At 64.0% G+C, this 23,870-nt stretch carries 15 protein-coding genes, 1 tRNA gene and 4 pseudogenes; 6 read left to right on the top strand and 14 right to left on the bottom strand.

The features are described 5' to 3' along the window. Positions 1–129 precede the first annotated feature (129 nt). Positions 130–2,478 carry a patatin-like phospholipase family protein gene (locus R2N11_RS17935; protein WP_316681865.1) on the bottom strand — a complete coding sequence of 783 codons (2,349 nt, stop codon included), beginning with the start codon at positions 2,476–2,478 and terminating at the stop codon, positions 130–132. A gap of 332 nt (positions 2,479–2,810) precedes the next feature. Between R2N11_RS17935 and R2N11_RS17930 the strand changes: the two genes are divergently transcribed. Both R2N11_RS17930 and R2N11_RS17925 read left to right on the top strand, forming a co-directional pair. After that, the gene (locus R2N11_RS17930; protein WP_199033135.1) at positions 2,811–4,487 is read left to right on the top strand and encodes an L-lactate permease; all 1,677 of its coding nucleotides are present in this window, start codon (positions 2,811–2,813) and stop codon (positions 4,485–4,487) included. A gap of 578 nt (positions 4,488–5,065) precedes the next feature. Further along, positions 5,066–6,898: an ABC transporter ATP-binding protein gene (locus R2N11_RS17925; protein ID WP_199031826.1), complete on the top strand. Its 1,833-nt coding sequence runs from the start codon at positions 5,066–5,068 to the stop codon at positions 6,896–6,898. A 17-nt stretch (positions 6,899–6,915) separates the two neighbouring features. On the opposite strand, the gene R2N11_RS17920 is transcribed toward R2N11_RS17925, so the two are convergent. The 10 genes and pseudogenes from R2N11_RS17920 to R2N11_RS26410 form a co-directional block, all read right to left on the bottom strand. Then, positions 6,916–8,235 carry an MFS transporter gene (locus tag R2N11_RS17920; RefSeq protein WP_199031825.1) on the bottom strand — a complete coding sequence of 440 codons (1,320 nt, stop codon included), beginning with the start codon at positions 8,233–8,235 and terminating at the stop codon, positions 6,916–6,918. A 40-nt stretch (positions 8,236–8,275) separates the two neighbouring features. Next, the gene (locus R2N11_RS17915; protein WP_316681864.1) at positions 8,276–9,658 is read right to left on the bottom strand and encodes an amino acid permease; all 1,383 of its coding nucleotides are present in this window, start codon (positions 9,656–9,658) and stop codon (positions 8,276–8,278) included. Between the two features lie 338 nt (positions 9,659–9,996). Beyond that, positions 9,997–10,527, bottom strand: a complete 531-nt coding sequence (locus R2N11_RS17910) for a chromate transporter (RefSeq protein ID WP_316681863.1) — start codon at positions 10,525–10,527, stop codon at positions 9,997–9,999. Further along, positions 10,524–11,105, bottom strand: coding sequence for a chromate transporter (locus R2N11_RS17905; RefSeq protein WP_199031822.1), 582 nt, complete (start codon positions 11,103–11,105; stop codon positions 10,524–10,526). The genes R2N11_RS17910 and R2N11_RS17905 overlap by 4 nt, the downstream gene beginning before the upstream one ends. Positions 11,106–11,116: 11 nt before the next feature. Beyond that, positions 11,117–13,459 (bottom strand): DNA topoisomerase IV subunit A, encoded by a 2,343-nt coding sequence (gene parC, locus R2N11_RS17900; RefSeq protein WP_316681862.1) that lies wholly within the window; start codon positions 13,457–13,459, stop codon positions 11,117–11,119. A 56-nt stretch (positions 13,460–13,515) separates the two neighbouring features. Next, positions 13,516–14,409 carry a lytic transglycosylase domain-containing protein gene (locus R2N11_RS17895; RefSeq protein WP_316681860.1) on the bottom strand — a complete coding sequence of 298 codons (894 nt, stop codon included), beginning with the start codon at positions 14,407–14,409 and terminating at the stop codon, positions 13,516–13,518. 16 nt (positions 14,410–14,425) lie between these two features. Next, complete coding sequence (locus R2N11_RS17890) at positions 14,426–16,411, bottom strand: DNA topoisomerase IV subunit B (protein WP_316681859.1); 1,986 nt, start codon at positions 16,409–16,411, stop codon at positions 14,426–14,428. A 164-nt stretch (positions 16,412–16,575) separates the two neighbouring features. After that, positions 16,576–16,794: pseudogene (locus R2N11_RS26420) on the bottom strand (ABC transporter ATP-binding protein); the annotation flags it as partial. Positions 16,795–17,139: 345 nt separating this feature from the next. Further along, a pseudogene (locus tag R2N11_RS26415) lies at positions 17,140–17,451 on the bottom strand (ATP-binding cassette domain-containing protein); the annotation flags it as partial. Between the two features lie 204 nt (positions 17,452–17,655). Then, a pseudogene (locus tag R2N11_RS26410) lies at positions 17,656–18,486 on the bottom strand (ABC-F family ATP-binding cassette domain-containing protein); the annotation flags it as partial. A gap of 175 nt (positions 18,487–18,661) precedes the next feature. Between R2N11_RS26410 and R2N11_RS17880 the strand changes: the two are divergent. Beyond that, positions 18,662–18,868: a hypothetical protein gene (locus tag R2N11_RS17880; RefSeq protein WP_048931705.1), complete on the top strand. Its 207-nt coding sequence runs from the start codon at positions 18,662–18,664 to the stop codon at positions 18,866–18,868. 522 nt (positions 18,869–19,390) lie between these two features. Next, positions 19,391–20,302: an amino acid ABC transporter substrate-binding protein gene (locus tag R2N11_RS17875; RefSeq protein ID WP_316681855.1), complete on the top strand. Its 912-nt coding sequence runs from the start codon at positions 19,391–19,393 to the stop codon at positions 20,300–20,302. Between the two features lie 59 nt (positions 20,303–20,361). Here R2N11_RS17875 and kdoO read toward each other — a convergent pair whose 3' ends face one another. Together kdoO and R2N11_RS17865 are read right to left on the bottom strand one after the other, a co-directional pair. Continuing rightward, complete coding sequence (kdoO, locus tag R2N11_RS17870; RefSeq protein ID WP_316681854.1) at positions 20,362–21,324, bottom strand: Kdo hydroxylase KdoO; 963 nt, start codon at positions 21,322–21,324, stop codon at positions 20,362–20,364. Positions 21,325–21,466: 142 nt separating this feature from the next. Then, positions 21,467–21,682 carry a hypothetical protein gene (locus R2N11_RS17865; RefSeq protein ID WP_048931799.1) on the bottom strand — a complete coding sequence of 72 codons (216 nt, stop codon included), beginning with the start codon at positions 21,680–21,682 and terminating at the stop codon, positions 21,467–21,469. Between the two features lie 240 nt (positions 21,683–21,922). Between R2N11_RS17865 and R2N11_RS17860 the strand changes: the two genes are divergently transcribed. Further along, on the top strand, positions 21,923–23,335 hold the full coding sequence (locus R2N11_RS17860; RefSeq protein ID WP_316681853.1) for a chloride channel protein: 1,413 nt from the start codon (positions 21,923–21,925) through the stop codon (positions 23,333–23,335). 79 nt (positions 23,336–23,414) lie between these two features. Then, positions 23,415–23,489: transfer RNA gene (locus tag R2N11_RS17855), tRNA-Arg, on the top strand. A gap of 141 nt (positions 23,490–23,630) precedes the next feature. Here the strand turns inward: R2N11_RS17855 and R2N11_RS17850 are convergent. Beyond that, positions 23,631–23,870, bottom strand: a pseudogene (locus R2N11_RS17850) (transposase); the annotation flags it as partial.

Genomic DNA, 23,870 nt, shown 5'->3' with positions numbered 1-23,870 from the left:
AAAGCGAAGCGGAAGGCTAGCATGTCGCTCCGCCTCTGCTCGACCGATTGATTTCCCAATCTGATCAAGACCTTACAAAGCAGGCGCCTCCCCGGGGGCACCTGCGCAAATGCATCCCCCGAAGCCGCGTCAGAACACCCGACCGAGCTGCAGATACACGTTCCACACGCCCTGCGGCGCCAGGGCAAAACCGAAGTACAACGGGCCGATCGGGCTGTTGCCGCCGACGAACACGCTGCCGCTCTTCAGGTAGCCGCCGCGGCCGAAGTTGTTGCGCAACTGCCAGACGTTGCCCGCCTCCGCGCTGGCGCCGAAAACCGGCGCGCGCAAACCCAGCAGATCGTCCACGCGCAAGTCGTATAGGTAGGTCAGACGCCCGTACAACAGGTACTGACCGTTGAACTGATCCTGCGCATAAGCCGAGAGATGCTGGAAGCCTCCGAGGTAGAAGCCCTCGTTGGCGCCGTTGCCACTATCGCCACCGTTGTCTCGCGTCGGGCTGTTCGCACCAAACTGCCCCGCCCCTTCCAGCGCGACGTTGAACGTATGGCGCCCGTAGCTCGTTGCCCACAACCCCTTGGCCTGGGCGGTGTTGTACTTCTTGTCGAGCGAACCGAAACCCGCTTCCACGCTGCCGAACAGGTAATAGCCGCTGCGCGGGAACAGTGCGTCGTCGAGCTGGTCCAGCGTGAGCTGTGCCCGAAACGCCGGCTGGCTGGCAGTCAGGGATGGAAGACTGTCTGCATCCACGATGTTGCCGAATTCGTCCGTCACCACGGTCAGGTAGTTGAAGGTCGCCGTCTTCTTCACATAGTTCACACCCAGCCGCAGCTCGCCCTTGCGACCCAGCGGAATGCCCAGGTCAACACCGGCGCGCGCCGTCTCGATGGTGAGGTTGTTGAACGGCTTGGAGTCTTTGGTGGGCGACTCATCGTCGAAGTACACGTCCGAGCTGCGGCGTGAATACTCCGCGTACGGCGCAATGTAGAAACCGCGCGCTTGCCACAGCGGCTGCCGCAATTCGGTATGGATGCTGGCCCGGTTGCTGCCGAGCACGATGTCATTGCGCCACTCCAACCCGCCCTGTGTCAGCCACGGATACCGGTGCCCCAGATTGACGTTGAACGCACCACGCCCATCGAAGTTGGTCGACATGCCCAAGCCGAACAGGAAGAACTGGTTACCCCAGGATTTCTCGTGTGCGTCGATCTTGAGCGTGTGGACGCCGTTTTCTTCCACCAGCCGCTGTGTCACGGTTTCAAAGTCGCCGGTGGTGGCCAGGGCCGAGAGTTCGCGGTTGAGTTCTTCTGCGTCATAGGTGTCGCCCTCGCGCACCTTGAGCAGCTGGCGCACACGCGCCACCGGCACGCGGCCGCTGGTGGTCACATCAATGGCGTCGATGCGCGCACCTTGCGCCAGCATGCCCTGCGGTATATGGGCAGCACGGTAGGCTGCATACGCCTGCGGCGAGAGCGACAGCGCCGCCAGCTTGGCCTCGACACCCTGGGCCGCCTTCTCGCCCTGCGCGACACCCTGCGGCCCCTTGGCAAAGTCCGTGAACGACAACTCATTGAGTTGCGGTTCGATCAATACGTCGCGCCCCCGCAACAGCGCCTTCTGGGCGCGCACGTTCTGGCCGACCAGGATGGTGATCATCTGCTGCGTCACCGCCGCCGGCGAGGCGAGGTCTTCCGGCCGCTGCAGGTCCGAGCCGATGTTGACGGCAATGATGATGTCCGCGCCCATGTCGCGCGCCAATTGCACCGGCAGGTTGGCCACCAGACCGCCGTCCACCAGCGTGCGTCCGTCCACCTCGATGGGCGCGAACAGGCCGGGCACCGCCATGCTGGCGCGCATTGCCAGCGGCAGCGAGCCGCGATCGAGGATTACCGGATCGCCCGTCGCCAAGTCGGTTGCCATGGCCTTGAATGGAATCGGCAGTTGCGAAAACTTGATGTTGTCGGGCCACTGGGCCGTCCAATTCTTGAGCAGTGCCAGCAGACGGTTGCCCTGCACCAGCCCGGCAGGCAGCCTGAGCCGGCCGTCTGCATAACCGGCAGACAAGCCGATCGGGTACTGGAAATCATCCTCGCGCAGCGATTGCGGCAGCTTGGCGCGCTCGTTGCGGTCGAAGGCGATGTCGCTCAGGTCAACCTGCGTGAGCTTCTGCTCCAGCGCATCCGCCCCCAGGCCACTGGCGTACAGCCCCCCCACCACGGCGCCCATGCTGGTGGCGGCAATCACGTCCACCGGAATGCGCATGCGCTCCAGCATCTTGAGCACGCCGATATGCGCATAGCCGCGCGCCCCGCCGCCCGACAGCACGAGGCCGATCCGTGGGCGCGTGGATTCAGTGTTCGCGGCGGTTGGAGCTGGGTTGGGCGCTGTCTGGCCGTGCGTTGCCGGCGAGAACGCGATCAGCAAAACCAGCCCGGCAGCAGCCAAGCGGCGCACAGAGAGAGCCGTCAGGAAAGCCATGAGGAGGAATCGATCCAGGCTGATTTGTTATGGATTAAAACTTTGCAGGCGCCATGATTCCACAACCCGGATTTACCCGGTGCAATTCCTGTGCGCCGCACCAAGCCGCACGGCATCGGGCGTCACGCGCCGATGAATACTTTTCAGGTTGAAAGTGACAGAATATTGCGCAGACCCCGACACGCTTGTTCCTAAAATCCGCGGTCGCCTCGTTGATCCATCAAACGCGGGCGCAAGAAGACGTTCGGTATTGCAGAGCCCGCCTGGCAATGTATCGGGAGTGCCAAATAGGCCCATAGAACTGAAACGCCCAGAAACAGGAGGAGATCAAGATGTGGAATCAAGTCTATGACCCGCTCGGCAGTGCCGTATGGTCAACCATCGCGGCCGGGGTACCGGTGGCCGTGCTGCTGTGTTCGCTGGCCTTCTTTCATATGCAGGCCCACTTGGCTGCGGGCCTGGCGCTGATAGTCGGCATCGGCATTGCGTCGTTCGTGTTTGGCATGCCGGCCGCTATGGCGGGCAAGGCAGCAGGCCTTGGCATCGTCTCCGGCCTGTTCCCGATCGGCTGGATCGTCCTCAACATCATCTTCCTGCATCGGCTCACCACCTTGAATGGCTCATTCAAGGTCTTGCAGAACTCCATCTCGGGCATCACCGAAGACCGCCGCCTGCAACTGCTGCTGGTGGCGTTCAGCTTTGGTGCGTTCTTTGAAGGCGCGGCAGGCTTCGGCACGCCGGTGGCCGTGACGGGCGCCATCCTGATCGGCCTGGGCTTCTCGCCGCTGGCAGCGTCTGGCCTGGCGTTGATCGCCAACACCGCACCGGTGGCCTTCGGGGCGCTGGGTGCACCGCTCATCGGGCTGGCCTCCGTCACGGGGCTGGATCTGCTGCACCTGTCGGCCATGGTCGGCCGCCAGTTGCCGTTCTTCTCGGTGCTGGTGCCGTTCTGGCTGATCTGGGCGTTTGCGGGCTTCCGCGGCATGTTGCAGATCTGGCCGGCGATTCTGGTGGCAGGCGTGTCGTTCGCCATTCCGCAGTTCCTGGTGTCGAACTTCCACGGCCCGTGGCTGGTGGACGTGATTGCGGCGCTGGTGTCGATGGGCTCGCTCACGCTGTTCCTGAAGGTGTGGAAGCCCAAGACCATCTGGACATCGACCGCCCTGCGCAACCGTGAGGACAACTCCCGCGTCGATCCCGAAGCCGCGGCTGAGGCGCGCGAAGCCACCACCGCCACCGACGGCAAGATCTCGCGCATGCAAGCGTGGCTGCCGTGGGTGATCCTGACGGTCTTCGTGTTCATCTGGGGCGTGCCGCAGTTCAAAGCGTTGGTCGACGGCATCTGGCAATTCAAGTTCCCGATTCCGGGGCTGGACAAGATGGTGGTCAAGGGCCCGCCGGTGGTCGCCAAGGAAACGAAGGAAGGCGCGGTGTTCCTCTTCAACGTGCTGTCGATGGCAGGTACGGGCATCCTCGTCTCGGCCGTCGTGGGCGGCCTGCTGATGGGCTACTCGATCCCGCGCATGCTCAAGGAGTACTGGAACACCATCAAGCTCACGCGCTATTCGCTGCTGACCATCTGCGCGATGTTCGGCATTGGCTACCTGACCCGCTACTCGGGGCTGGACGCCACGCTGGGTCTGGCCTTTGCGCACACCGGCGTGCTGTATCCGCTGTTCGGCACGATGCTGGGCTGGCTGGGCGTGGCGCTCACCGGTTCGGACACGGCATCGAACGTGCTGTTCGGCGGCCTGCAGAAGACCACAGCAGAACAGCTTGGCTTGTCGCCGATCCTGATGTCTGCGGCCAACAGCTCGGGCGGCGTGATGGGCAAGATGATCGACGCACAGTCCATCGTGGTGGCTTCTACCGCCACCAAGTGGTACGGCCACGAGGGCGACATCCTGCGCTATGTGTTCTTCCACTCGATTGCGCTGGCCTTCCTGGTGGGCCTGCTGATCACGCTGCAGGCGTACGTGGAACCGTTCACGCACATGGTCGTGCGCTGAGAGCCCCCCACCTCTCTGCACAAGAAGCCGCTCAACCGAGCGGCTTTTTTCATGCCGAGACGTGCGTGGGCCCAGCACGGCTCAAACCCTCACGCACCGGGTTCCGGACCCCGATTGCCGAGTCCAGAGCCACACGCGTTGGGCTCGCAACGCCGAACACCAAGCTCTGAACCTCAACCGTCGCGTTCTGGACTCCAACATTTCGAGTTCCGAGCGTCATCCTTCGAGTTCGGAACCTCGAACGCCGAGTTCAGAACCTCAAGCTCCAAGCCCTGAACCCCAAACGTCGAGCTCCGAGCCTCAACACTCCGGGTTCCGAACCTCACGAGTCGAGCTCAGAACGCCGAATGCGGCGCTCCAAACCTCGCACGCCGTGCTCCGAACCTCAACCGTCGAGTTCCGGACCTCACGCGCAGGGTTCAGAACCCCACGCGCCGAGCTCCGGCGGCCCACTTCACGGCAGCAGACCAGGAAAGCCCCGCCTCAGGCGTGGCTTATTTGTCGCGCGTATCATGGGCAGCGCTCCCGCGCACGCCCCGCCCAGGGGCGTCGGTCACCCCCCCCCCGCCCGATCCGACATGCCGCTGCGCCGCCTCGAAAGACTCATCGACCCCTTCCGCCATTTGCCCGACAGCAAGCCGCCGGGCGATGTCTGGCGTTTCTACGCCCACTTCCTGCGTGAGGTGCGCGGCGTCTTCGTGTTTCTGCTGGCTGTGGGCCTGGCGGGCGCGCTGATCGAGGTGGCGCTGTTCGATTTCCTCGGGCGCATCGTCGACATGCTTCAGGCGACACCGGGCGCAGAATTCTTCACTCGGCACCGCAACGAGTTGCTGTGGATGGCCTTCGTTGCGGTGATTGCCCGGCCGATCATCTTTGGCCTGCACGATGTGCTGGTGCATCAGGTCATCAACCCGAACCTGGCCAACCTGATCCGCTGGCAGAACCACCGTTACGTGCTCAAGCAGAGCCTGTCGTTCTTCCAGAACGACTTTGCCGGCCGTATTGCCCAGCGCATCATGCAGACCGGCTTTTCGCTGCGGGATTCGGCCGTGCAGGCGGTGGATGCGATCTGGCACGTGTTGATCTACGCCATCAGCGCGCTGGTACTGTTTGCGCAGGCCGACTGGCGCTTGATGGTGCCGCTGCTGCTGTGGATCGCGTGCTACATCGCCGCGCTGGCCTACTTCGTACCGCGCGTGAAAGCGCGCTCGGTCGTTGCCACCGAGGCGCGCTCCAAGCTGATGGGCCGCATTGTCGACGGGTACACCAACATCACCACGCTCAAGCTGTTCGCCCATACGCAGTACGAAGAAACGTATGCACGCGACGCCATGTCGGAACAGACCGAGAAAGTGCGCCTGTCGGGCCGCATGATCAGCGCCATGGATTTCACGATCACGGCCATGAACGGCGCGCTGATCGCCGGCACCACAGGGCTCGCACTGTGGCTGTGGAGCCAAGGGCTGGTGACGGTCGGCACCATCGCGCTGACAACGGGGCTGGTGATCCGCATCAACAACATGTCCGGCTGGATCATGTGGGTGGTCAACGGCATCTTTGAGAACGTCGGGCAGGTGCAGGACGGCATGCAGACCATTGCCGTGCCGCGCACCGTGACCGACCGGCCGGGCGCGCAGCCGCTGCGCGTCACGCAGGGCGAGGTGCGCTTCGAGCACGTCGGCTTTCACTACGGCAAGGGCAGTGGCGTGATCGAGGGGCTGGACCTTGTCGTGCGCCCCGGTGAGCGCATCGGCCTGGTCGGCCCGTCCGGCGCGGGCAAGTCGACGCTGGTCAACCTGCTGCTGCGCCTGTACGACGTGGAGCAAGGCCGCATCCTGGTCGACGGCCAGGACATTGCCGACATCACGCAAGAGAGCCTGCGTGCGCAGATCGGCATGGTCACGCAGGACACCTCGCTCCTGCACCGCTCCATTCGCGACAACCTGCGCTATGGCAAGCCCGACAGCAGCGAGGCCGATCTGATGGAAGCCGTGCGAGGTGCCCGTGCCGACGAATTCATCCCGCAGCTGTCCGACGCACACGGCCGACGCGGTTTCGATGCGCTGGTGGGTGAGCGCGGCGTGAAGCTCTCGGGCGGCCAGCGCCAGCGCATTGCCATCGCGCGCGTGTTGCTGAAGGACGCGCCGATCCTGATCCTGGACGAGGCAACGTCAGCGCTCGATTCAGAAGTCGAAGCCGCCATTCAGGAAAGCCTGGAAACCCTGATGCGCGGCAAGACGGTGATTGCGATTGCGCACCGGCTCTCGACCATCGCGCGCATGGACAGGCTCGTGGTGCTGGATGGCGGCCGCATCGTGGAGAGCGGCACGCATGCGGAGCTGCTGGCGCACGGTGGTCTGTACGCCCGCCTGTGGGCGCATCAGACCGGTGGGTTCGTCGGGGTGGACTGAGCCTTGCGCACGCAGACTTACGACAGCCGGCGCCCCAGCGTTTCCGGCACCATCGCCAGGCCGATCAGCGATACCAGCCCACAGCCGATCACATAGAGCGCGGGCGCGTTCGCATTGCCGGTGAGCTGGATCAGCTCGGTCGAAAAGAACTGCGCGAAGCCACCGAAGATGGCAATGGCAACGCAGTAGGCGATCGACAGCCCGGTGGCACGCAAGCGCTGCGGCAACACTTCGCTCACGAGCACCATCGACGCCGGCGAGGTCATCGACATCGGCACCGACAGGCAGCCCACCACGATCAGCAAGCGCGCCAGCGAAGGCTCGGCATTGATCAGCGCGAAGGCCGGATAGACCATCACCAGCAACGCCACGCGCGACCACAGCACCACCTTGCGACGCCCGACCTGATCTGCAAGCCAGCCCGCGAACGGCGACAGCACCACCTGCACCAGTGCCGCGATGCACGCTGCCCAGATACCGAGCGACAGCGGCATGTGCAGCACGCTGACCGCGTAGTTGCTGAGGTAATAGACGATGATGTACGTCGACGAGGCCACGCCGATCATCAGCAGAATGCTTGCCACCAGTGCGCGGCGGTGTTCGCGCAGGAGCGGCAGCGTGGCATCGGCTTCCTGCTCGCTCGACGGTGCGGCGGTTTCCTCCAGGCGACGACGGATGATGAGGCCGACCGGAATCACGAGAATCCCGATCAGGAACGCAACCCGCCAACCCCACGACTCCAGCGACGCCGGCGCCAGCACGTTGCTCAGCAGCAAGCCGACCAGTGCGCCGAACAGCGCAGCAAGCCCCTGGCTGAACGGCTGCCAGCTCGTGTAGAAGCCGCGCGAACGGTCGTCTGCATATTCGAGCAGCAGCGCGGTTGAGGCCCCCATTTCGCCACCGATGGCGAAGCCCTGCACGAGCCGCGCGAGCACCACCAGCACCGGTGCGGCGATACCGATCTGTGCATACGTGGGCGTCACCACAAAGATCAGCGACGACAGGCCCATCAGCCACAGCGTGAGCGCCACGGCGGGCTTACGGCCCGCGCGGTCGGCGTACATGCCGATCAGCAACCCGCCGAGCGGCCGCATCAGAAAACCCACGCCAAATGTGGCGAACGACATCAGCAACTGACCCGTGGCGTTGCCGACCGGGAAATACAGTCGGCCGATCAGCGTGGCAAAGAAGCTGTAGACCACGAAATCGTAGAACTCGAGGCCGTTGCCGATGGTGATGGCCGCAATCGCACGCGGGCGTGACAGCGGGCGCTCGTGCCCCGCCGCGGGGGTACCGGCTGCCTTGCCATACGATGGGGCGATGGTGTCGTTGGACATGGATGTGGTCTCCGCAATGATTGTTTTTAGGTTGGCTGGCTCAGACCCCGCTCGCCTCTTCAGCTAGCGCACCTGCGGCTGTCGGCTTCACACGCAGGTACCACGCCGCCGACATGAGCACTACCCAGCCTGCGCCGACGTACAGCGCCACGCGGGTGTCTTCCATGTAGCCCAGTACACCGATCACAAACAGCATGAAGGCGATGGCGAGCGCAGGGCCCACCGGCCACAGCGGCACCTTGAACTTGAGCGCACGCACTTCGTCAGCCGACAGGCGGCGGCGCATCGCCACCTGCGAGAGCAGGATCATCAGCCACACCCACACCGTCGCGAAGGTGGCAATGGACGCAATGATCAGGAAGACGTTCTCGGGAATCAGGTAGTTCAGCACCACGCCGCCCAGCAGGGCACCGGCCATGGTCAGCACCGTCACCCAGGGCACGCCGTGGCGCGAGGTCGCGGCAAAGATGCGCGGCGCCTGGCCCTGCTCGGCCATGCCGTACATCATGCGGCCCGCGCCAAAGATGTTGCTGTTGATGGCCGAGATGGCCGCCGAGATGACGATCAGGTTGAGGATCGCCGCGGCCGACTTGATACCCAGCCCCGAGAAGATCTGCACGAACGGGCTGCCCTGGCCGCCGATGCCCGTCCACGGGAAGATCGCCATCAGCACGCACATCGTCAGCACGTAGAACAGCAGGATGCGCGCGGGCACGGCGTTGATCGCCTTGGGGATGACCTTGTCGGGGTTCTGCGCTTCACCGCCGGTGATGCCGATGATCTCCACGCCGCCGTAGGCGAACATCACCACCGCAAGCGAGGCGACCAGGCCGCCAACGCCGTGCGGCAGGAAGCCGCCGTGTGCCCACAGGTTGCTCAGGCCGGGCGCGTGCTCGCCGTTCATCTGCACGCCCAGGAACAGGATCGCGATGCCGCCGACGATCATCGCGCCAATCGCAACGATCTTGATCAGCGCGAGCCAGAACTCCATCTCGCCGAATACCTTGACGTTGCACAGGTTCAGCGCGCAGATCAGCATGACGATGCCGAGCACCCAGATCCACTGCGGCACATCGGGAAACCAGAAGCCCATGTAGATGCCGAAGGCGGTCACGTCTGCCAGACAGACGATCACCATTTCGAGGATGTACGTCCACCCCGTGAGAAAGCCGGCAAGCGGCCCGAGGTTGTCACGCGCATAGCGCCCGAAGGAGCCGGAGACCGGCTGCCGCACGGCCATTTCACCCAGCGCGCGCATGACCATGTAGACGGCCGCGCCGCCGATGATGTACGCCAGGATCACCGCCGGCCCGGCCAGCTGGATGGCCGATGCAGACCCATAGAAAAGGCCCGTGCCGATGGCCGAACCGAGCGCGAGAAAGCGGATGTGCCGCGCGCGCAGGTTGCGTTGAAGGTGTTCCAATCTGTCTCCTGTCCTGTCTACTAGGTAAGCGAGGTGGCCCTTGGGGCGTATCGCTGTGGCGTACGGATCTTCGTCCGCTGGACGCCCGCGCGGCGCAGATCAGACGCGCAACAGCACGCGCGCCGGAGCATAGCCACCATATCTAAGCAACATCGCAATAATTCGTATACTCTTGTATATACAATACGAGTTGCACTAGGGTGTTCCCGAGGTTTCGAGAATAGGCAGTGCAGCGCACCCGATTTTTCGAATCGCGCACCAAGAAAAAAGGCGAACCCAGTTCGCCTTTGATATCGCCTGCAACGAAGACTGCGCCGCCGACGCAGTCGCGCCGGTCGCTAGACCCAGCCCAGCCCACCCACGAGCGCACCAAGCCCCACCAGCAACAGCGGATGCACGCGTGTGAACGTGCAGGCCAGCACCGTGGCCACCGTCAAGGCGATGGTGCCGATGCTGTGGTCTGCCCCGCGCGTCAGCACCCAGCCGGTGGCAAACATCAGGCCGATGGTCAGCGGAGCCAAACCACGGCGGATGAGCGTGACCCAGCGGGCGTCAGGGGCGCGGTCCATGACACGGGCAATCACACCCGCAATCACGCAGGACGGCCCGCAGATGCCGACGAGGGCTACGATCGCGCCGCCCAGCCCGGCGGACTGCCAGCCGAACAGCTCGACGAACAGCACGTTCGGCCCTGGCGCAGCCTGCGAGATGGCGTACATGGCGCTCAACTGTTCGCTGGTCATGTAGTGCCGCGTGTCGACCAGGAAACGATGCATGTCGGGCAGCGTTGAACTGGCCCCACCAATGGCGAGAAACGACAGCATCAGGAAGTGCCAGAACAGGTCGAACAGCGTGCTGAGGTAGCTCATCGCGTTGCCCTCCACTCCAGCACGAGCGCCAGCGGAATCAGTACCAGCATGACCGGCAGCAGCGGCCATTGCAGCACGCCAATCGCCAGGAAGACCGCCAAGCCGATGCCGATGGCGCGCCACGTGCGCGACTGCCCTTGCGCCAGCCGGATCGCCGTCGACAGCACCAGCCCCGCCGCCACCGCCGCCATGCCCTTGAGCAGGTTCTGCACCAGGGACAACGCGCTGAAGTGGTCGTACAGCATCACAATCAACAGCAGCAGCACCGCGGGCACCGCCACCAGCCCGGACATCGCGGCGGCGGCCCCGCGCACGCCGTGGTAGCGGTAGCCGAGCATCACAGAGAGGTTGACGACGTTCGGGCCGGGCAGCACCTGGCCCAAGCTCAGAAGTTCAGCAAACTCCGCGTTGGTCAGCCAGCCATTGCGGTCGACAATGCCCGCGCGCGCAAACGGCAGCACGCCACCGAAGCCCGACAACCCCATGCGCGCAAACTCGGTGAAGAGCTTGCTGCACGATGGAACGTTTGCCCCCGAGGGCGCAGCGTTGGCGTCAGGCTCGGCGCTCAGGTCGGTCATCGTCTATCGACTCAAGCGGCTTCCGGCGCGGGCTTGGGCAGCGACAGCTTCGGTTCACGCAGCTTGGGCTCCAGCGTCTTGCCCTTGCGTGCGCGCTTGCCGGCGTAGGCCTCCTGCGCGCGCGTCGTCATGGTCTGCTCGACCGCCTTGCCGCCGCGCGGGCCGGTGCCCGAGAGCACGAAACCCGCCGCGCCAAAGGCCAGTGCCTGCAGCAGCGATTCGTTCTTCTCCAGCTCCATCAGGATCACGCCACGGCCACCGCTGGCGAGCGTCTTCAGCTCGCTGATCGGGAACAGCAACATGCGTCCACCTTCCGACAGGCAGGCCACGCCGTAGGCGTCTTCCGGTGCCGGTGCGGGCTTGTTGGGCTGGTCGCCCTCATCCAGCGTCAGGAACGCCTTGCCGGCCTTCTGGCGGCCGACCATGTCGCCCACCTTCGCCATGAAGCCGTTGCCGCCGCGCGTGGAGATCACCAGGTTCTGCTCGGCATGGCCGGCGAACGTGTGAGCGATATGCGTGCCCGGAGCCAACTCGATCAGCGTGGTCAGCGGTACACCGTCGCCACGGCCGCCCGGCAGGTTGGCCACGGCCACCGAATACACGCGACCCGTGCCCTTGTCGTCACGCGTGCCGAAAATGAGCAGCGAATCGGTGGTGCGGCACTCGAAGGTGTCGTACAACGTATCGCCCGCCTTGAAGCCGAATTGCGTGGCGTCGTGGCCATGGCCCTGACGCGTGCGCACCCAGCCCTTCTGCGAGACGATCACCGTGACGGGTTCGTCAACCACCTTCACTTCGGCGGCGGCGCGGCGCTCTTCCTGGATGAGGGTGCGGCGGTCGTCACCGTATTGCTTCGCGTCGGTCTCGATCTCCTTGACGATGCGACGGCGCATCATGGTCTCGGACTTGAGCAGCACGTCCAGCTCGCCCTGTTCTTCACGCAGGTTCTTCAGCTCCTGCTCGATCTTGATGGCTTCCAGGCGCGCCAGTTGGCGCAGGCGGATTTCCAGGATGTCTTCCGCCTGGCGATCGCTCAGGTTGAAGGCCTGGATGAGAGCAGCCTTGGGCTCGTCGCTCTCGCGGATGATGCGGATCACATCTTCGATGCGCAGCAGCACCATCTGCCGGCCTTCGAGGATGTGGATGCGGTCTTCCACCTTGCCCAGGCGATGGCGCGTACGGCGCGTGACCGTGGCAAAGCGGTAGCTGATCCACTCGCGCAGGATCTCGGCCAGACCCTTCTGGCGCGGCCGGCCATCCATGCCGATCATCACCAGGTTGATGGCGGCGCCCGACTCCAGCGACGTATGCGCCAGCAGCGCGTTGGCAAACTCCTGCTGGTCGATGTTCTTGCTCTTGGGCTCGAACACGAGCCGCACCGGCGCATCCTTGCCGGACTCGTCGCGCACCGCATCCAGCAGACCGAGCATGGTCTGCTTCATGGTGAGCTGATCCGGCGACAACGACTTCTTGCCCGTGCGCACCTTTGGGTTGGTCAGCTCTTCAATCTCTTCCAGCACCTTCTGCGACGAGCTGTTGGGCGGCAGCTCCGTCACCACCAGTTGCCACTGGCCACGCGCGAGTTCTTCAATCTTCCAGCGCGCGCGCACCTTCAGGCTGCCTCGACCGGTTTCGTACACCTGCGCGATATCCGCTGCGGACGAGATGATCTGCCCGCCGCCCGGATAGTCCGGACCCGGCATGTACTGCATCAGGTCGGTGCTGGTGAGCTTGTCGTCACGGATGAGCGCGACGGCGGCGGTGGCCACTTCGCGCAGGTTGTGTGACGGAATCTCCGTGGCCATGCCCACCGCGATGCCCGATGCGCCGTTGAGCAGCACGAACGGCAGGCGCGCAGGCAGCAGCTTCGGCTCGTCCATCGAGCCATCGTAGTTCGGCACGAAATCGGCCGTGCCCTGGTCCAGCTCTTCGAGCAGCAGGCGAGAGATGGGCGTCAGGCGCGCTTCGGTGTAGCGCATGGCCGCTGCGCCATCGCCGTCGCGCGAGCCGAAGTTGCCCTGGCCGTCGATCAGCGGGTAGCGCAGCGAGAAATCCTGCGCCAGGCGCACCAGCGCATCGTAGGCAGATTGATCGCCGTGCGGGTGGAATTTACCGAGCACGTCGCCCACCACGCGGGCCGACTTGACAGGCTTGGCGTCAGAGCGCAGGCCCATCTCGTGCATCGCGAACAGGATGCGGCGCTGCACCGGCTTCTGGCCGTCGGCCACCTCAGGCAGCGCGCGGCCCTTGACCACGCTGACGGCGTAGTCGAGGTAAGCACGCTCGGCATAGGCGCCAAGCGTGAGCGCCTCGGCCGGCTCGCTAGGGTCGAAGAGGATGTCTTGTTGTTCCATGGAAGCTCAAGCGAAGGCGGCGCGCATGCTGCATGGGCATCAGCGCACCGCCAGGATCAATGTTGTTGTGCGTTCGTGACCACGCCGGTGGCCGGGTCGAGTACCACTTCGATGCGCGCGGGCCGGCCCGTGCGGCCAGGTTTGCGCGTGACCATGGCACCGTTGGCGCTCACGGTCATGAACCCGCCTGCCCCGTTCATCTCAGCCATCGGGTTGTAGTAGCGGTAGAACTGCATCACCGTCTTCACGTAGTTCTGCGTCTCGGCATAGGGCGGGATGTCGTTGCCGTGCTTCTGCACAGCGCCCTCGCCCGCGTTGTAGGCGGCGAGCACGAGTTCGAGATTGCCGGAAAACATGCGCAGCAAGTCGCTCAAATAGCGCACGCCCGTGGTGATGTTGATCTTGGGGTCGGCCAGTTTCTGCGCTGCCGTGCGACGCGCATCCCCTGTCACGCCATAGCGGGCACCGGTGTCGGGAATCACCTGCATCAGCCCGATCGCGCCCTTGGGCGACACGGCCTGCGGGTTGAAGCCGGACTCGGCGGCAATCACGGCCTTCACGAAAGCCGGGTCGATACCGCGCTTACTCGCTGCTTCGCGAATCAACGGCTCGACCGTCGGCACGTTCGGATGCTGCAGCACCGCGCGCACCAGGCGCTGGCGCATGCCGCCGGCGTTGTCCAGTGCATCGCGCTTGCTGGCGGCGAGGTAGGCATCGGCATCCGGCAACTCAGTGGCCGGCAGGGCGATGGCGTTGGTGCTCTTGTCGTCGGTTCCGCCCGCCACCGACGCGCCCTTCATAAAGAGCACGTAGCGGTCGTCCAGGCGCTCGGCGGAAAAGTGCGCGAGGCCGTTCTCATCGATGTAGCCATAGACGTCCGCGCGCGCCGGCTGGCTGGCCAACAGGGCCAGCGCCGTCAGTACGAATGCGAAACGTGGGTACAGCTTCATCGTTGTCGGTGGATTGTCAGATGTCGGCTTCGACCTCGTTACCGCGCGCTTCCAGCCACGTGCGGCGTGCGCCAGCCTCGCCCTTGCCCATCAGCATGTTCATCATGTTGACGGTCTGCTCCTGGTCCAGTGCACCAAGCGCCACGGGCAGCAGGCGGCGCGTGTCGGGGTTCATGGTGGTTTCCCAAAGCTGCTCGGCGCTCATTTCGCCCAGGCCCTTGAAGCGGGAGATCTGCCAGGCGCCTTCCTTCACGCCGTCCTTGCGCAGCTTGTCTTCAATGGCTTCGAGCTCGCCGTCGTCCAGCGCGTAGAGCTTTTGCGCGGGCTTCTTGCCGCGCGCTGGCGCATCGACACGATACAGCGGCGGGCGGGCCACGCAGACGTTCCCACGGTCAATCAGCTGCGGGAAGTGCTTGAAGAACAACGTGAGCAGCAGCACTTGGATGTGTGCGCCGTCCACGTCGGCATCCGACAGAATGCAGATCTTGCCGTAGCGTAGGCCAGAGAGGTCGACCGTGTCGTTCGGACCATGCGGGTCCACGCCAATGGCGACCGCAATGTCGTGCACTTCGTTGTTGGCGAATAGGCGGTCGCGCTCGGTTTCCCACGTGTTCAGCACCTTGCCGCGCAGCGGCAGGATGGCCTGGAATTCCTTGTCGCGGCCCATCTTGGCCGAACCACCAGCGGAGTCGCCCTCCACCAGGAAGAGTTCGTTGCGCGTGACGTCGTCGGACTCGCAATCGGTCAGCTTGCCGGGCAGCACGGCCACGCCGGAGCCCTTTTTCTTTTCAACTTTCTGCGCCGCACGCGTGCGTGCCTGCGCCTGCTTGATGACGAGTTCGGCCAGCTTCTTGCCGTGCTCAACGTGCTGGTTCAGCCACAACTCCAGCGCGGGGCGGCTGAAGCTGGAGACCAACCGCACCGCATCGCGACTGTTCAGGCGCTCTTTGATCTGGCCCTGAAACTGCGGGTCCAGCACCTTGGCCGACAGCACGAACGAGGCGCGTGCAAACACGTCTTCGGGCATCAGCTTGACGCCCTTGGGTTGCAGCGCGTGCATCTCGACAAAGCTCTTCACGGCCTGGAACAGCCCCTCACGCAAGCCGGATTCGTGCGTACCACCGGCCGGCGTCGGGATCAGGTTGACGTACGACTCGCGCACTGGCGAGCCCTCCTCCGTCCACGCCACCACCCACGAGGCGCCTTCGCCAAAGGCAAAGCCTTCTTCGCCGGGCTTGTCAGGGTCGGCAAAGTGCTCACCTTCGAACAGGGGGATCACCGGCTCGGCACCGCTGCCCTGCGCAAGCGATTCAACCAGATAGCCGCGCAGGCCCTGGTCGTATTGCCACTCGAGCGTCTCGCCGGATTTTTCCAGCGTGAGCGCAACCTTCACGCCCGGCAGCAGCACGGCCTTGCTGCGCAACAGGCGCTGCAGCTCGGCCTGGGGGATGTTCTCGGAGTCGAAATACTTGGCGTCGGGCCACACACGTACGCGTGTGCCGTTCTTCTTTTCACCGCGCTCGGCTTTACGCGTCGTCAGCTTCTCGATGACGTCGCCGCCGGAGAACGTGAGCGTCGACACTTGGCCATCGCGCCAGACCGTCACCTCCAGCCGCGTCGACAGCGCGTTCGTGACCGACACGCCCACGCCGTGCAGGCCGCCGGAGAACGCGTACGCGCCGCCGCGGCCCTTGTCGAACTTACCGCCCGCATGCAGGCGCGTGAAGACGATCTCGACCACCGGCACACCCTCTTCGGGGTGAATGCCGACGGGAATGCCGCGCGCCTCATCTTCCACGCTCACGCTGCCGTCCTTGTGCAGCGTCACGGCAATCAGCTTGCCGAAGCCGCCCAACGCCTCGTCAGCGGCGTTGTCGATGACTTCCTGCACGATGTGCAGCGGGTTGTCGGTGCGCGTGTACATGCCCGGCCGTTGCTTGACCGGTTCCAGGCCCTTGAGGACCTTGATCGACGATTCGCTGTATTGGGAGGTTTTGCTCATGGAAGGCGGAAAACTGGCGGGCTCAGGGTCTGCCCCGAGCGCCGGAATGCAGCGCGCATTGTAAAGGAAGCCGCCCTTAACAATGCGGAGGGATCGTCAGCGTCGGGATGCGACGCACAGCCGACATCCCGCTGACATATTGACGGACTAGCGCGCCATCGGAATCACGCCGTGCCGGCGCGTTTGCCTTCGAGTGCTTCCCAGCGCTCAAGCGCTTCCAGCAGTTCCAGCTCGATCGCCTCGTGGCGCTCGGCCAGCTTCTGGGCGCGCTCCGGGTCGCGGCTGTAGATCGAGCCGTCTTCCAGTTCGGCGTTGACCTGCTTCTGCTCGGCCTCCAGCGCTTCGATGGTGGCGGGCAGTGCGTCCAGCTCGCGCTGTTCCTTGTAGCTGAGCTTGACCGTGGCGCGCTCGCGCGGTTTGGCAGCCTCGGGCTTTTTCTCTTCGGCGACGGGCTTGGCGACCTGCGCGATTTGCGCCGAGCGCGCCGATTGCGTCTGCCAATCCGAGAACCCGCCGACGTATTCGCGCCAGCGGCCCTCGCCTTCCGCCGCGATCACCGAGGTGACGACGTTATCGACGAAAGCGCGATCGTGCGAGACCAGGAACACGGTGCCGCTGTATTCCTGCAGCAGTTCTTCCAGCAACTCGAGCGTGTCGATGTCCAGATCGTTGGTCGGCTCATCCAGCACCAGCACGTTGGCCGGGCGCGCGAACAGGCGTGCCAGCAGCAGCCGGTTGCGCTCACCACCCGACAGCGACGCCACCGGCGAGCGCGCCCGCTCGGGCGGGAAGAGAAAGTCGCCCAGGTAGCTCATCACATGCTTGCGCTGGCCATTGACCTCGATCCAGTCGCTGCCGGGGCTGATGGTGTCGGCCAATGAGCGATTCAGGTCCAGCTGTGCGCGCATCTGGTCGAAATACGCCACCTGCAGGTTGGTGCCGTTGCGCACCGTACCCGAATCGGGTGCCAGCTCACCGAGGATCAGCTTGAGCAGCGTGGTCTTGCCGACACCGTTGGCGCCGAGAATACCGACCTTGTCGCCGCGCATGATGGTGGCGGTGAAGTTGTCGACCACCGTTTTGTCACCGTAGCGCTTGGTCACGTCCGTCAGTTCGGCGACGATCTTGCCGGAGCGGTCCCCCTGCGAGACTTCGAGTTTGACGTTGCCCTGCACTTCACGACGCGCCTGGCGATCCACACGCATCTGCTCCAGGCGCGCCACGCGGCCCACGCTGCGCGTACGGCGGGCTTCGACGCCCTTGCGAATCCACACCTCTTCTTGCGCGAGCAGCTTGTCGAAGCGGGCGTTTTCCAACGCTTCGGCTTCGAGTTGCTGCGCCTTGCGCTCCTGATACGCGGTGAAGTTGCCGGGGTACGAACGCAGCTTGCCGCGATCCAGTTCGATGATGCGCGTGGCGACACGGTCAAGGAACGCGCGATCGTGCGTGATGAACAGCACGCTGCCGCGGAAGGCCAGCAGCAAGTCTTCCAGCCAACGGATGGAGTCGTAGTCGAGGTGGTTGGTCGGCTCGTCCAGCAGCAGGATGTCGGGCGCCCCCACCAGCGCCTGCGCCAGCGCCACACGCTTGGTCAGACCGCCCGAGAGTGAACCGATGCGGGCGCCCGGCTGCAGGCCGAGCTGGGCGATGGTCGTTTCCACGCGCGTGTGCAATTGCCAGGCATCGGCGGCATCGAGTTGGGCCTGCAGGGCATGCAGCTTGTGCATGGCCTCTTCATCATGCGAACCCCCCATCGACGCGACCAGCACCTCGTATTCAGCCAGCAACCCGGCAGCGTGCGGCACGCCCATCGCCACGGCTTGGGCCACGGTCTGATCGGGGTCGAATACAGGCTCTTGCGGCACATACGCCGAGGTGACTCCGCTCTGGCGAGCGATCAGTCCATCGTCGGGGGCGGTCAGGCCCGCCACGATCTTGAGCAGCGACGACTTGCCGGTGCCGTTACGGCCGATCAGGCCGACGCGCTCGCCGGCCTCCAGCGAGAAATCGGTGTGGTCGAGCAGCGCGACGTGGCCGAACGCCAGTTGCGCATCGGTAATGGAAAACAGGGCCATGCTGGAGTGAAAAAGGATGCGGGCCGCGTGCGGCCAGAAGGCGCGTATTGTAGTCGGCCCGTGCGACAGGCATCCGGTGTCATTGCGCTTGTGCGCGCCGATGCTATAACGCTTGTGCCGCCGGGCTCGCTTTTCCGGCCGCTTCCACCCACAACGTTAGCGAAGGGGAACACTGATGCGCGGACTATTCGGCTTGTTGATCGCCCTGATCGTGGTAGGCATCCCGGTGCGGCAGGTCTTGCTGCGAACCGGCTTCTCGCAGTGGTGGACCCTGCTGGTGCTGATACCGCTGGTGAACCTCGTGGCGCTGTGGATCTTTGCGTTCTCGAACTGGCCGCGGCAGTCGTCGCAGCCGGGCAATGTGCTGCCGAATCAAAGCTGAACGGGGCACCCCTGATGCGGGGTGCGTCAAAGGTTCGCACCAAAGAAAACGGCCCGCTTTCGGCGGGCCGGAAGAGTCTCTCCTCGATGCCTTGCGAACAAGACATGAGCGGAGCATAGCGCCCCTTGTCCCTCTCGGGCAGTCAGGACAAACCCGGTAGGGAAAAACGCCGAGACGACTCACAAAGCCAAGCCCCGTGCGGCTTTGCACCGCAACAACGCATGCCGCATCAAGCGTGCGCGCACCTTACGCCACAAAGGTGCGACGCACCAGCCGCATGGCTGATGCAGTGCAATCTGCGCACGCTTGATGTGCGCCACGCACCACTGTCAGGCTCACCCCCAGTCTCATCTGCAAGCAGATTTCTAGAGCATGGAATCCAGTCTTGCGGCCTGCTTACAACAGCGCAAAAGTGCGGGCCTGCAGGTTCGCTCGCTGCGCCGTATCATGCGGCAGGCCCTCCGGCCACAAGCCGGACATAACGATAAGGCGGGCCGCCATTCTTTCCCGGGGGATACAACCATGCTGTGCTTCAAGCGCACGCTGCCGATCGCGGCGCTGCTCTCTGTTTCTCTGTCCATCTTTGCGCCGGGCACCGCCCTGGCCTCCGCCACACCCGTTCTCGACCGCATCCGTGATACCGGCATCGTCCGCGTCGCGCATCGCGAGAGTTCCGTGCCGTTCTCGTTCTACGACGCCGACAAGAAACCCATTGGTTATGCGATGGACCTCTGCCTGCGTGTGGTCGACAAGCTGCGTACCGAACTCAAGCGCCCCGACCTGAAGGTCCAGTACGTGATGGTGACCTCGTCTTCGCGCATCCCGACCATCGCCGAAGGCAAGGCCGATGTCGAATGCGGCTCGACCACCAACACGCGTGAGCGCCGTGAGAAAGTGGCCTTCACCATCCCGCACTACATCGCCGGCAGCCGGATGATCGTCAAGACATCTTCGGGCATCCGCAAGTGGGACGATCTGCGCGGCAAGACGGTGGTCTCGACCAAGGGCACCACCAACATCACTGAGCTGCGCAAGGTGAACGACGCGCGTGTGCTGGGCATGAACATTATCGAAGCGAAGGACCATGCCGAGGCCTTCGCCATGGTCGAAGCCGGCAAGGCCGATGCCTTTGCGATGGACGATGTGCTGCTCTACGGCTTTCGTGCCAATGCCAAGAAACCGGGCGACTACGCCGTGGTCGGTGACATGCTGACGGTCGAACCGTACGCGATCATGCTCAGCAAGGACGACGCCGAATTCAAACGGATAGTCGACCGCGCGATGACCAACATCATCCTCGATTACGAGGCCGATAAGCTCTACAAGAAGTGGTTCCAGCAGCCGATTCCGCCCAATGGCGCGAAGCTTGATATTCCGATGAGCTTCCTGCTGCGCGACTCGTTCAAGTACCCGAGCGACAAGGTCGCCGACTGAACACCACAGTTGAACGCTCAACGCCGCCGCTTTGTCCGGCGGCGTTTTTCTTTGCGCGACTAGCGCAGCGGCCTGCCGAGCAGGCGTGAGAGCACGGCTTCCGGCGAGTGCGTGTGATCGGCAATCGCAGCCGGGTCCAGGTAGAAGGTCTGCTCCATCATCGCACGGCCACGCATGGCTGCATGCAGCGCCTGATCGCTGAACACCATCCACGTCGCACCCGGCGCAAACGCGAAGGTCTGCTGCGGTGCGCTGCGCTGGTATTGCAGATCGGCTTTCGCCAGGTCATGCAACTGCAGCATGCGATGGTCGTAGTCCGAGCGCGGGCGCTTTGTGATGTGCAGCTTGTGCATCCACCACGGCTGACCGGGCAGCATGCCTCGCGTTTTCGGTAAAAAGCGCTTGGCGAAGTGCGCAAACGGTTCACCAATTCGCCAGATGCGCGGCGCGTCCGGATCAACGTTGTGGAACACCCGCAACAGGCGTTGGCCGTGCAACGGGTTCGACGGAAAGGCATCGACGTGCAGACGTGTATCGTCCTTGCGCCAACTCACCGAGCGCCCGGCGATCTCTGCGGGGCGCAGCGAGGTGCCAGCACGCTTGAGGTGCGGGCCGTAGTCGGGAAACAGCGCCAGCACCAGGCGCTCGGCGGCATCGGCATAGCGGCGGATCAGTGCGGAGAGCTCGCGCAGGTCAGCCGGTGCACCCACCGCGCCACGCACAGTGGCCTCGTCGGCGCGCAGGTTGATGTTTTTCGTCTTGCCGTCAGACCAGCACGCGTCGAGAAAGCGCCGCTCGCGCGTGTTCAACGGAAAATCCAGGGAGGGAAAATGCAGTACGTTACCGCGCTCCAGTGCGGCACGCATGGCAATCGCTTCAGTTGCAGTCAAGGCAGGCGCCCATTCACGCACCGGCCAAGGCACCACCATGTCGACGGAGGGCGGTGCGACTACGGCAGACTCCCCAGCGCATTCTTCGCGGACCGGCTGCTGAGCCGGCGCAAACCCCTGCATACTTCCCATGAACTTATCAATCGCTTATGTAAATTTATTCGCGAATGATAGGACGATCACCAACGCAGCGCATCGCCAGGAAACAAACGCTGCATGTCATACGGTGCGTCACAAATGTGGCGGGAACCAGCCGCCGACAAGGAAAGCGGCTTTACAGGAAGTGCTTGACGACCTGCTCTTCCAGGCCGATAAAGCGCACGAGTTGGCGCGAGCCGTCCGGGAACTGCTTGATGACGTGGCCGTCAGGAGTATCGGTATGACGAAAATAGATCGGGCGATCAATCGTCCCAGGACGTTGCTTCGGTAGCAGGCTATCCAGCGACGGCTCCACCGTCCACGGATCGTCCCGTTCTTCGGATGTCAGCATGTTGATCGCCAAAAGGTTTCTCCGATGAGGGATGAAGCATAACTTCCGTGAACAAGCATGCAAAGTTCGTAATACTTAAATCTGATTCGGTGACCGATCGTTCGTTCGATTTAGCGTTTGCTACCCCACAATCGCATCGGAATTGTGGGGCGCCGCCCACAAAACCCCTACCATCATCAAAGTTTCACGTAGCTCCGATACGCCTGTGCCGCGGTTTGCATTGCCTCTCCCTGCCTTCCCATGAGTGACACTCCCTCCCCACCTTCATCCTCATTTGCCGCCTTGCGTGACCGTGTATTGCGCGCCTTGGATCGCAAACTGCGACAAACCTCGCGCATGTCGCGCAACGGGCTGCGGTTTTCGATTTTCCTGGCCGGCGCGATGGGCGTGGCGGTGTTCTCATTGGTGTTCTCGTGGGTGGCGGATGCCGCGCTGGCGTGGCAACGCGCCCTGCACGCGCACTACACTTGGGCGGCCCTCGTGCTTTTGCCACCGGGGCTGGCGGCGTTGCGCTGGCTGACGCTACGCGTGGCACCGCAGGCGCGCGGCAGCGGCATTCCACAAGTCATCGCCACGCAGCATCTGCCGCCGTTCGGGGTGGCGCAAACGACGCTGGTGTCTCTTCCACAGGCACTCTGGAAGATCGGACTGACGGCGGTGGCGCTGTTCCTTGGCGCATCCGTCGGGCGCGAGGGGCCCTCGGTGCAGGTGGGCGCCGCGGCCATGCTGGCTTGGGGGCATTGGTGGCAGCATCGTGCCGGCGTGCGCGTCGGCTTCCACGCGCAGGCGCTGCTGACTGCCGGAGCCGCTGGTGGCTTGGCTGCAGCCTTCAACACGCCGCTGGCCGGCGTGGTCTTCGCCATTGAAGAACTCGGCAAAGGCGCGTCCCTGCGCTGGGACCGCCTGGTGCTGGCGGGCGTGCTGGCCTCGGGTTTCCTGTCGCTGGCCGTCGTAGGCAACAACCCGTATTTCCAGGTGCACGAGCCCATCCTGTTCCTGCGCGAAGCATGGCCCTGGATCGTACTGGCCGCGCTGGTGTGCGGCGTGTTCGGCGGGCTGTTCGCCAAGCTGCTGCTGGGGGGCATTGCGGGGATTCTGCCCGCAGCGATCGGGCAGCGCGTTCAGCAGCATCCGGTATGGACCGCGTTTGGCTGTGGCGTCGTCCTTGCATGCATCGGCGCCAGCACGCACGGCGATACCTACGGCACCGGCTACGAGCAAGTGGCCGCACTACTCAACGGCCACCCGATCGAAACACACTGGTTTGGCGTATCCAAGCTGGCCGCGACTGTGGCGTCGTATTTTGCCGGCATTCCGGGCGGCATCTTCACGCCGTCGCTGGCAATTGGCGCGGGACTGGGCCAGCACTTGTGGCAGCTCACCGCAGGCCTTACCGACGAGCGCGTACTGGTGCTGGTGTCGATGGCAGCGTTTCTGGCGGCGGCAACACAAGCGCCCATCACAGCCAGCGTGATCGTCATGGAGATGACGCGCAGTCAGAACATGATGTTCCACTTGCTCGCGGCGACCTTGCTGGCTTCATTCGTGGCCCGGCAGTTCTGCCCACGGCCGTTCTATCACGCAGCCTCGCGCAATTTCCGGCGTGAGGCGCTGGCTGTCGAAGCGGCTTCCGAGAAGGCTGCAAAGGCCTAGGCTGTCTGGCCTTGGCGAGGCAAATTGCGTAGAATCGCCGCTCGCTCGGGCGGCCTTTCGCGCCACCCGAGACAGGTCACTCGCCGTAGCACAATGGATAGTGCACGCGCCTCCTAAGCGTGAGATACAGGTTCGATTCCTGTCGGCGGGACCACTACGTTTCCACATGTCTCCAACATGCAGGTTGAGGCATGTGGAATCAAGTAGTTACGTGCAGACCACTGTACGCACATGTGGGGTATCCACTTAGCTCCACCAGCCCAGGATAACTGGATGGATATACAGTGTTCGTATGCTACACCGTCTCGGCGCGGTGCACTACATCTGCGTACGTCACAGGGCCGGTCACGACCGCTTGCTGAAGCAGCCGATAGAACAGAAGGCCGCGCGAGCCCGAGGTGCGGCGATTGAATCGGAAGACGAACTCGTCTATCTAGATAGGCATCCAGATGCTCCGGCTGAACCGAGCCGTGATGCGTGCCAAGAATCCAGCGTTTGACCAGTGAAGCAACCCGATGGACGCCAGCCATCGAAA

The organism is Ralstonia flaminis (assembly GCF_958415495.1).
GTDB classification, from domain to species: domain Bacteria; phylum Pseudomonadota; class Gammaproteobacteria; order Burkholderiales; family Burkholderiaceae; genus Ralstonia; species Ralstonia flaminis.
The sequence above is the reverse complement of the archived record's forward strand: the minus strand, read 5'-3'. Positions and strand labels throughout refer to the sequence as shown.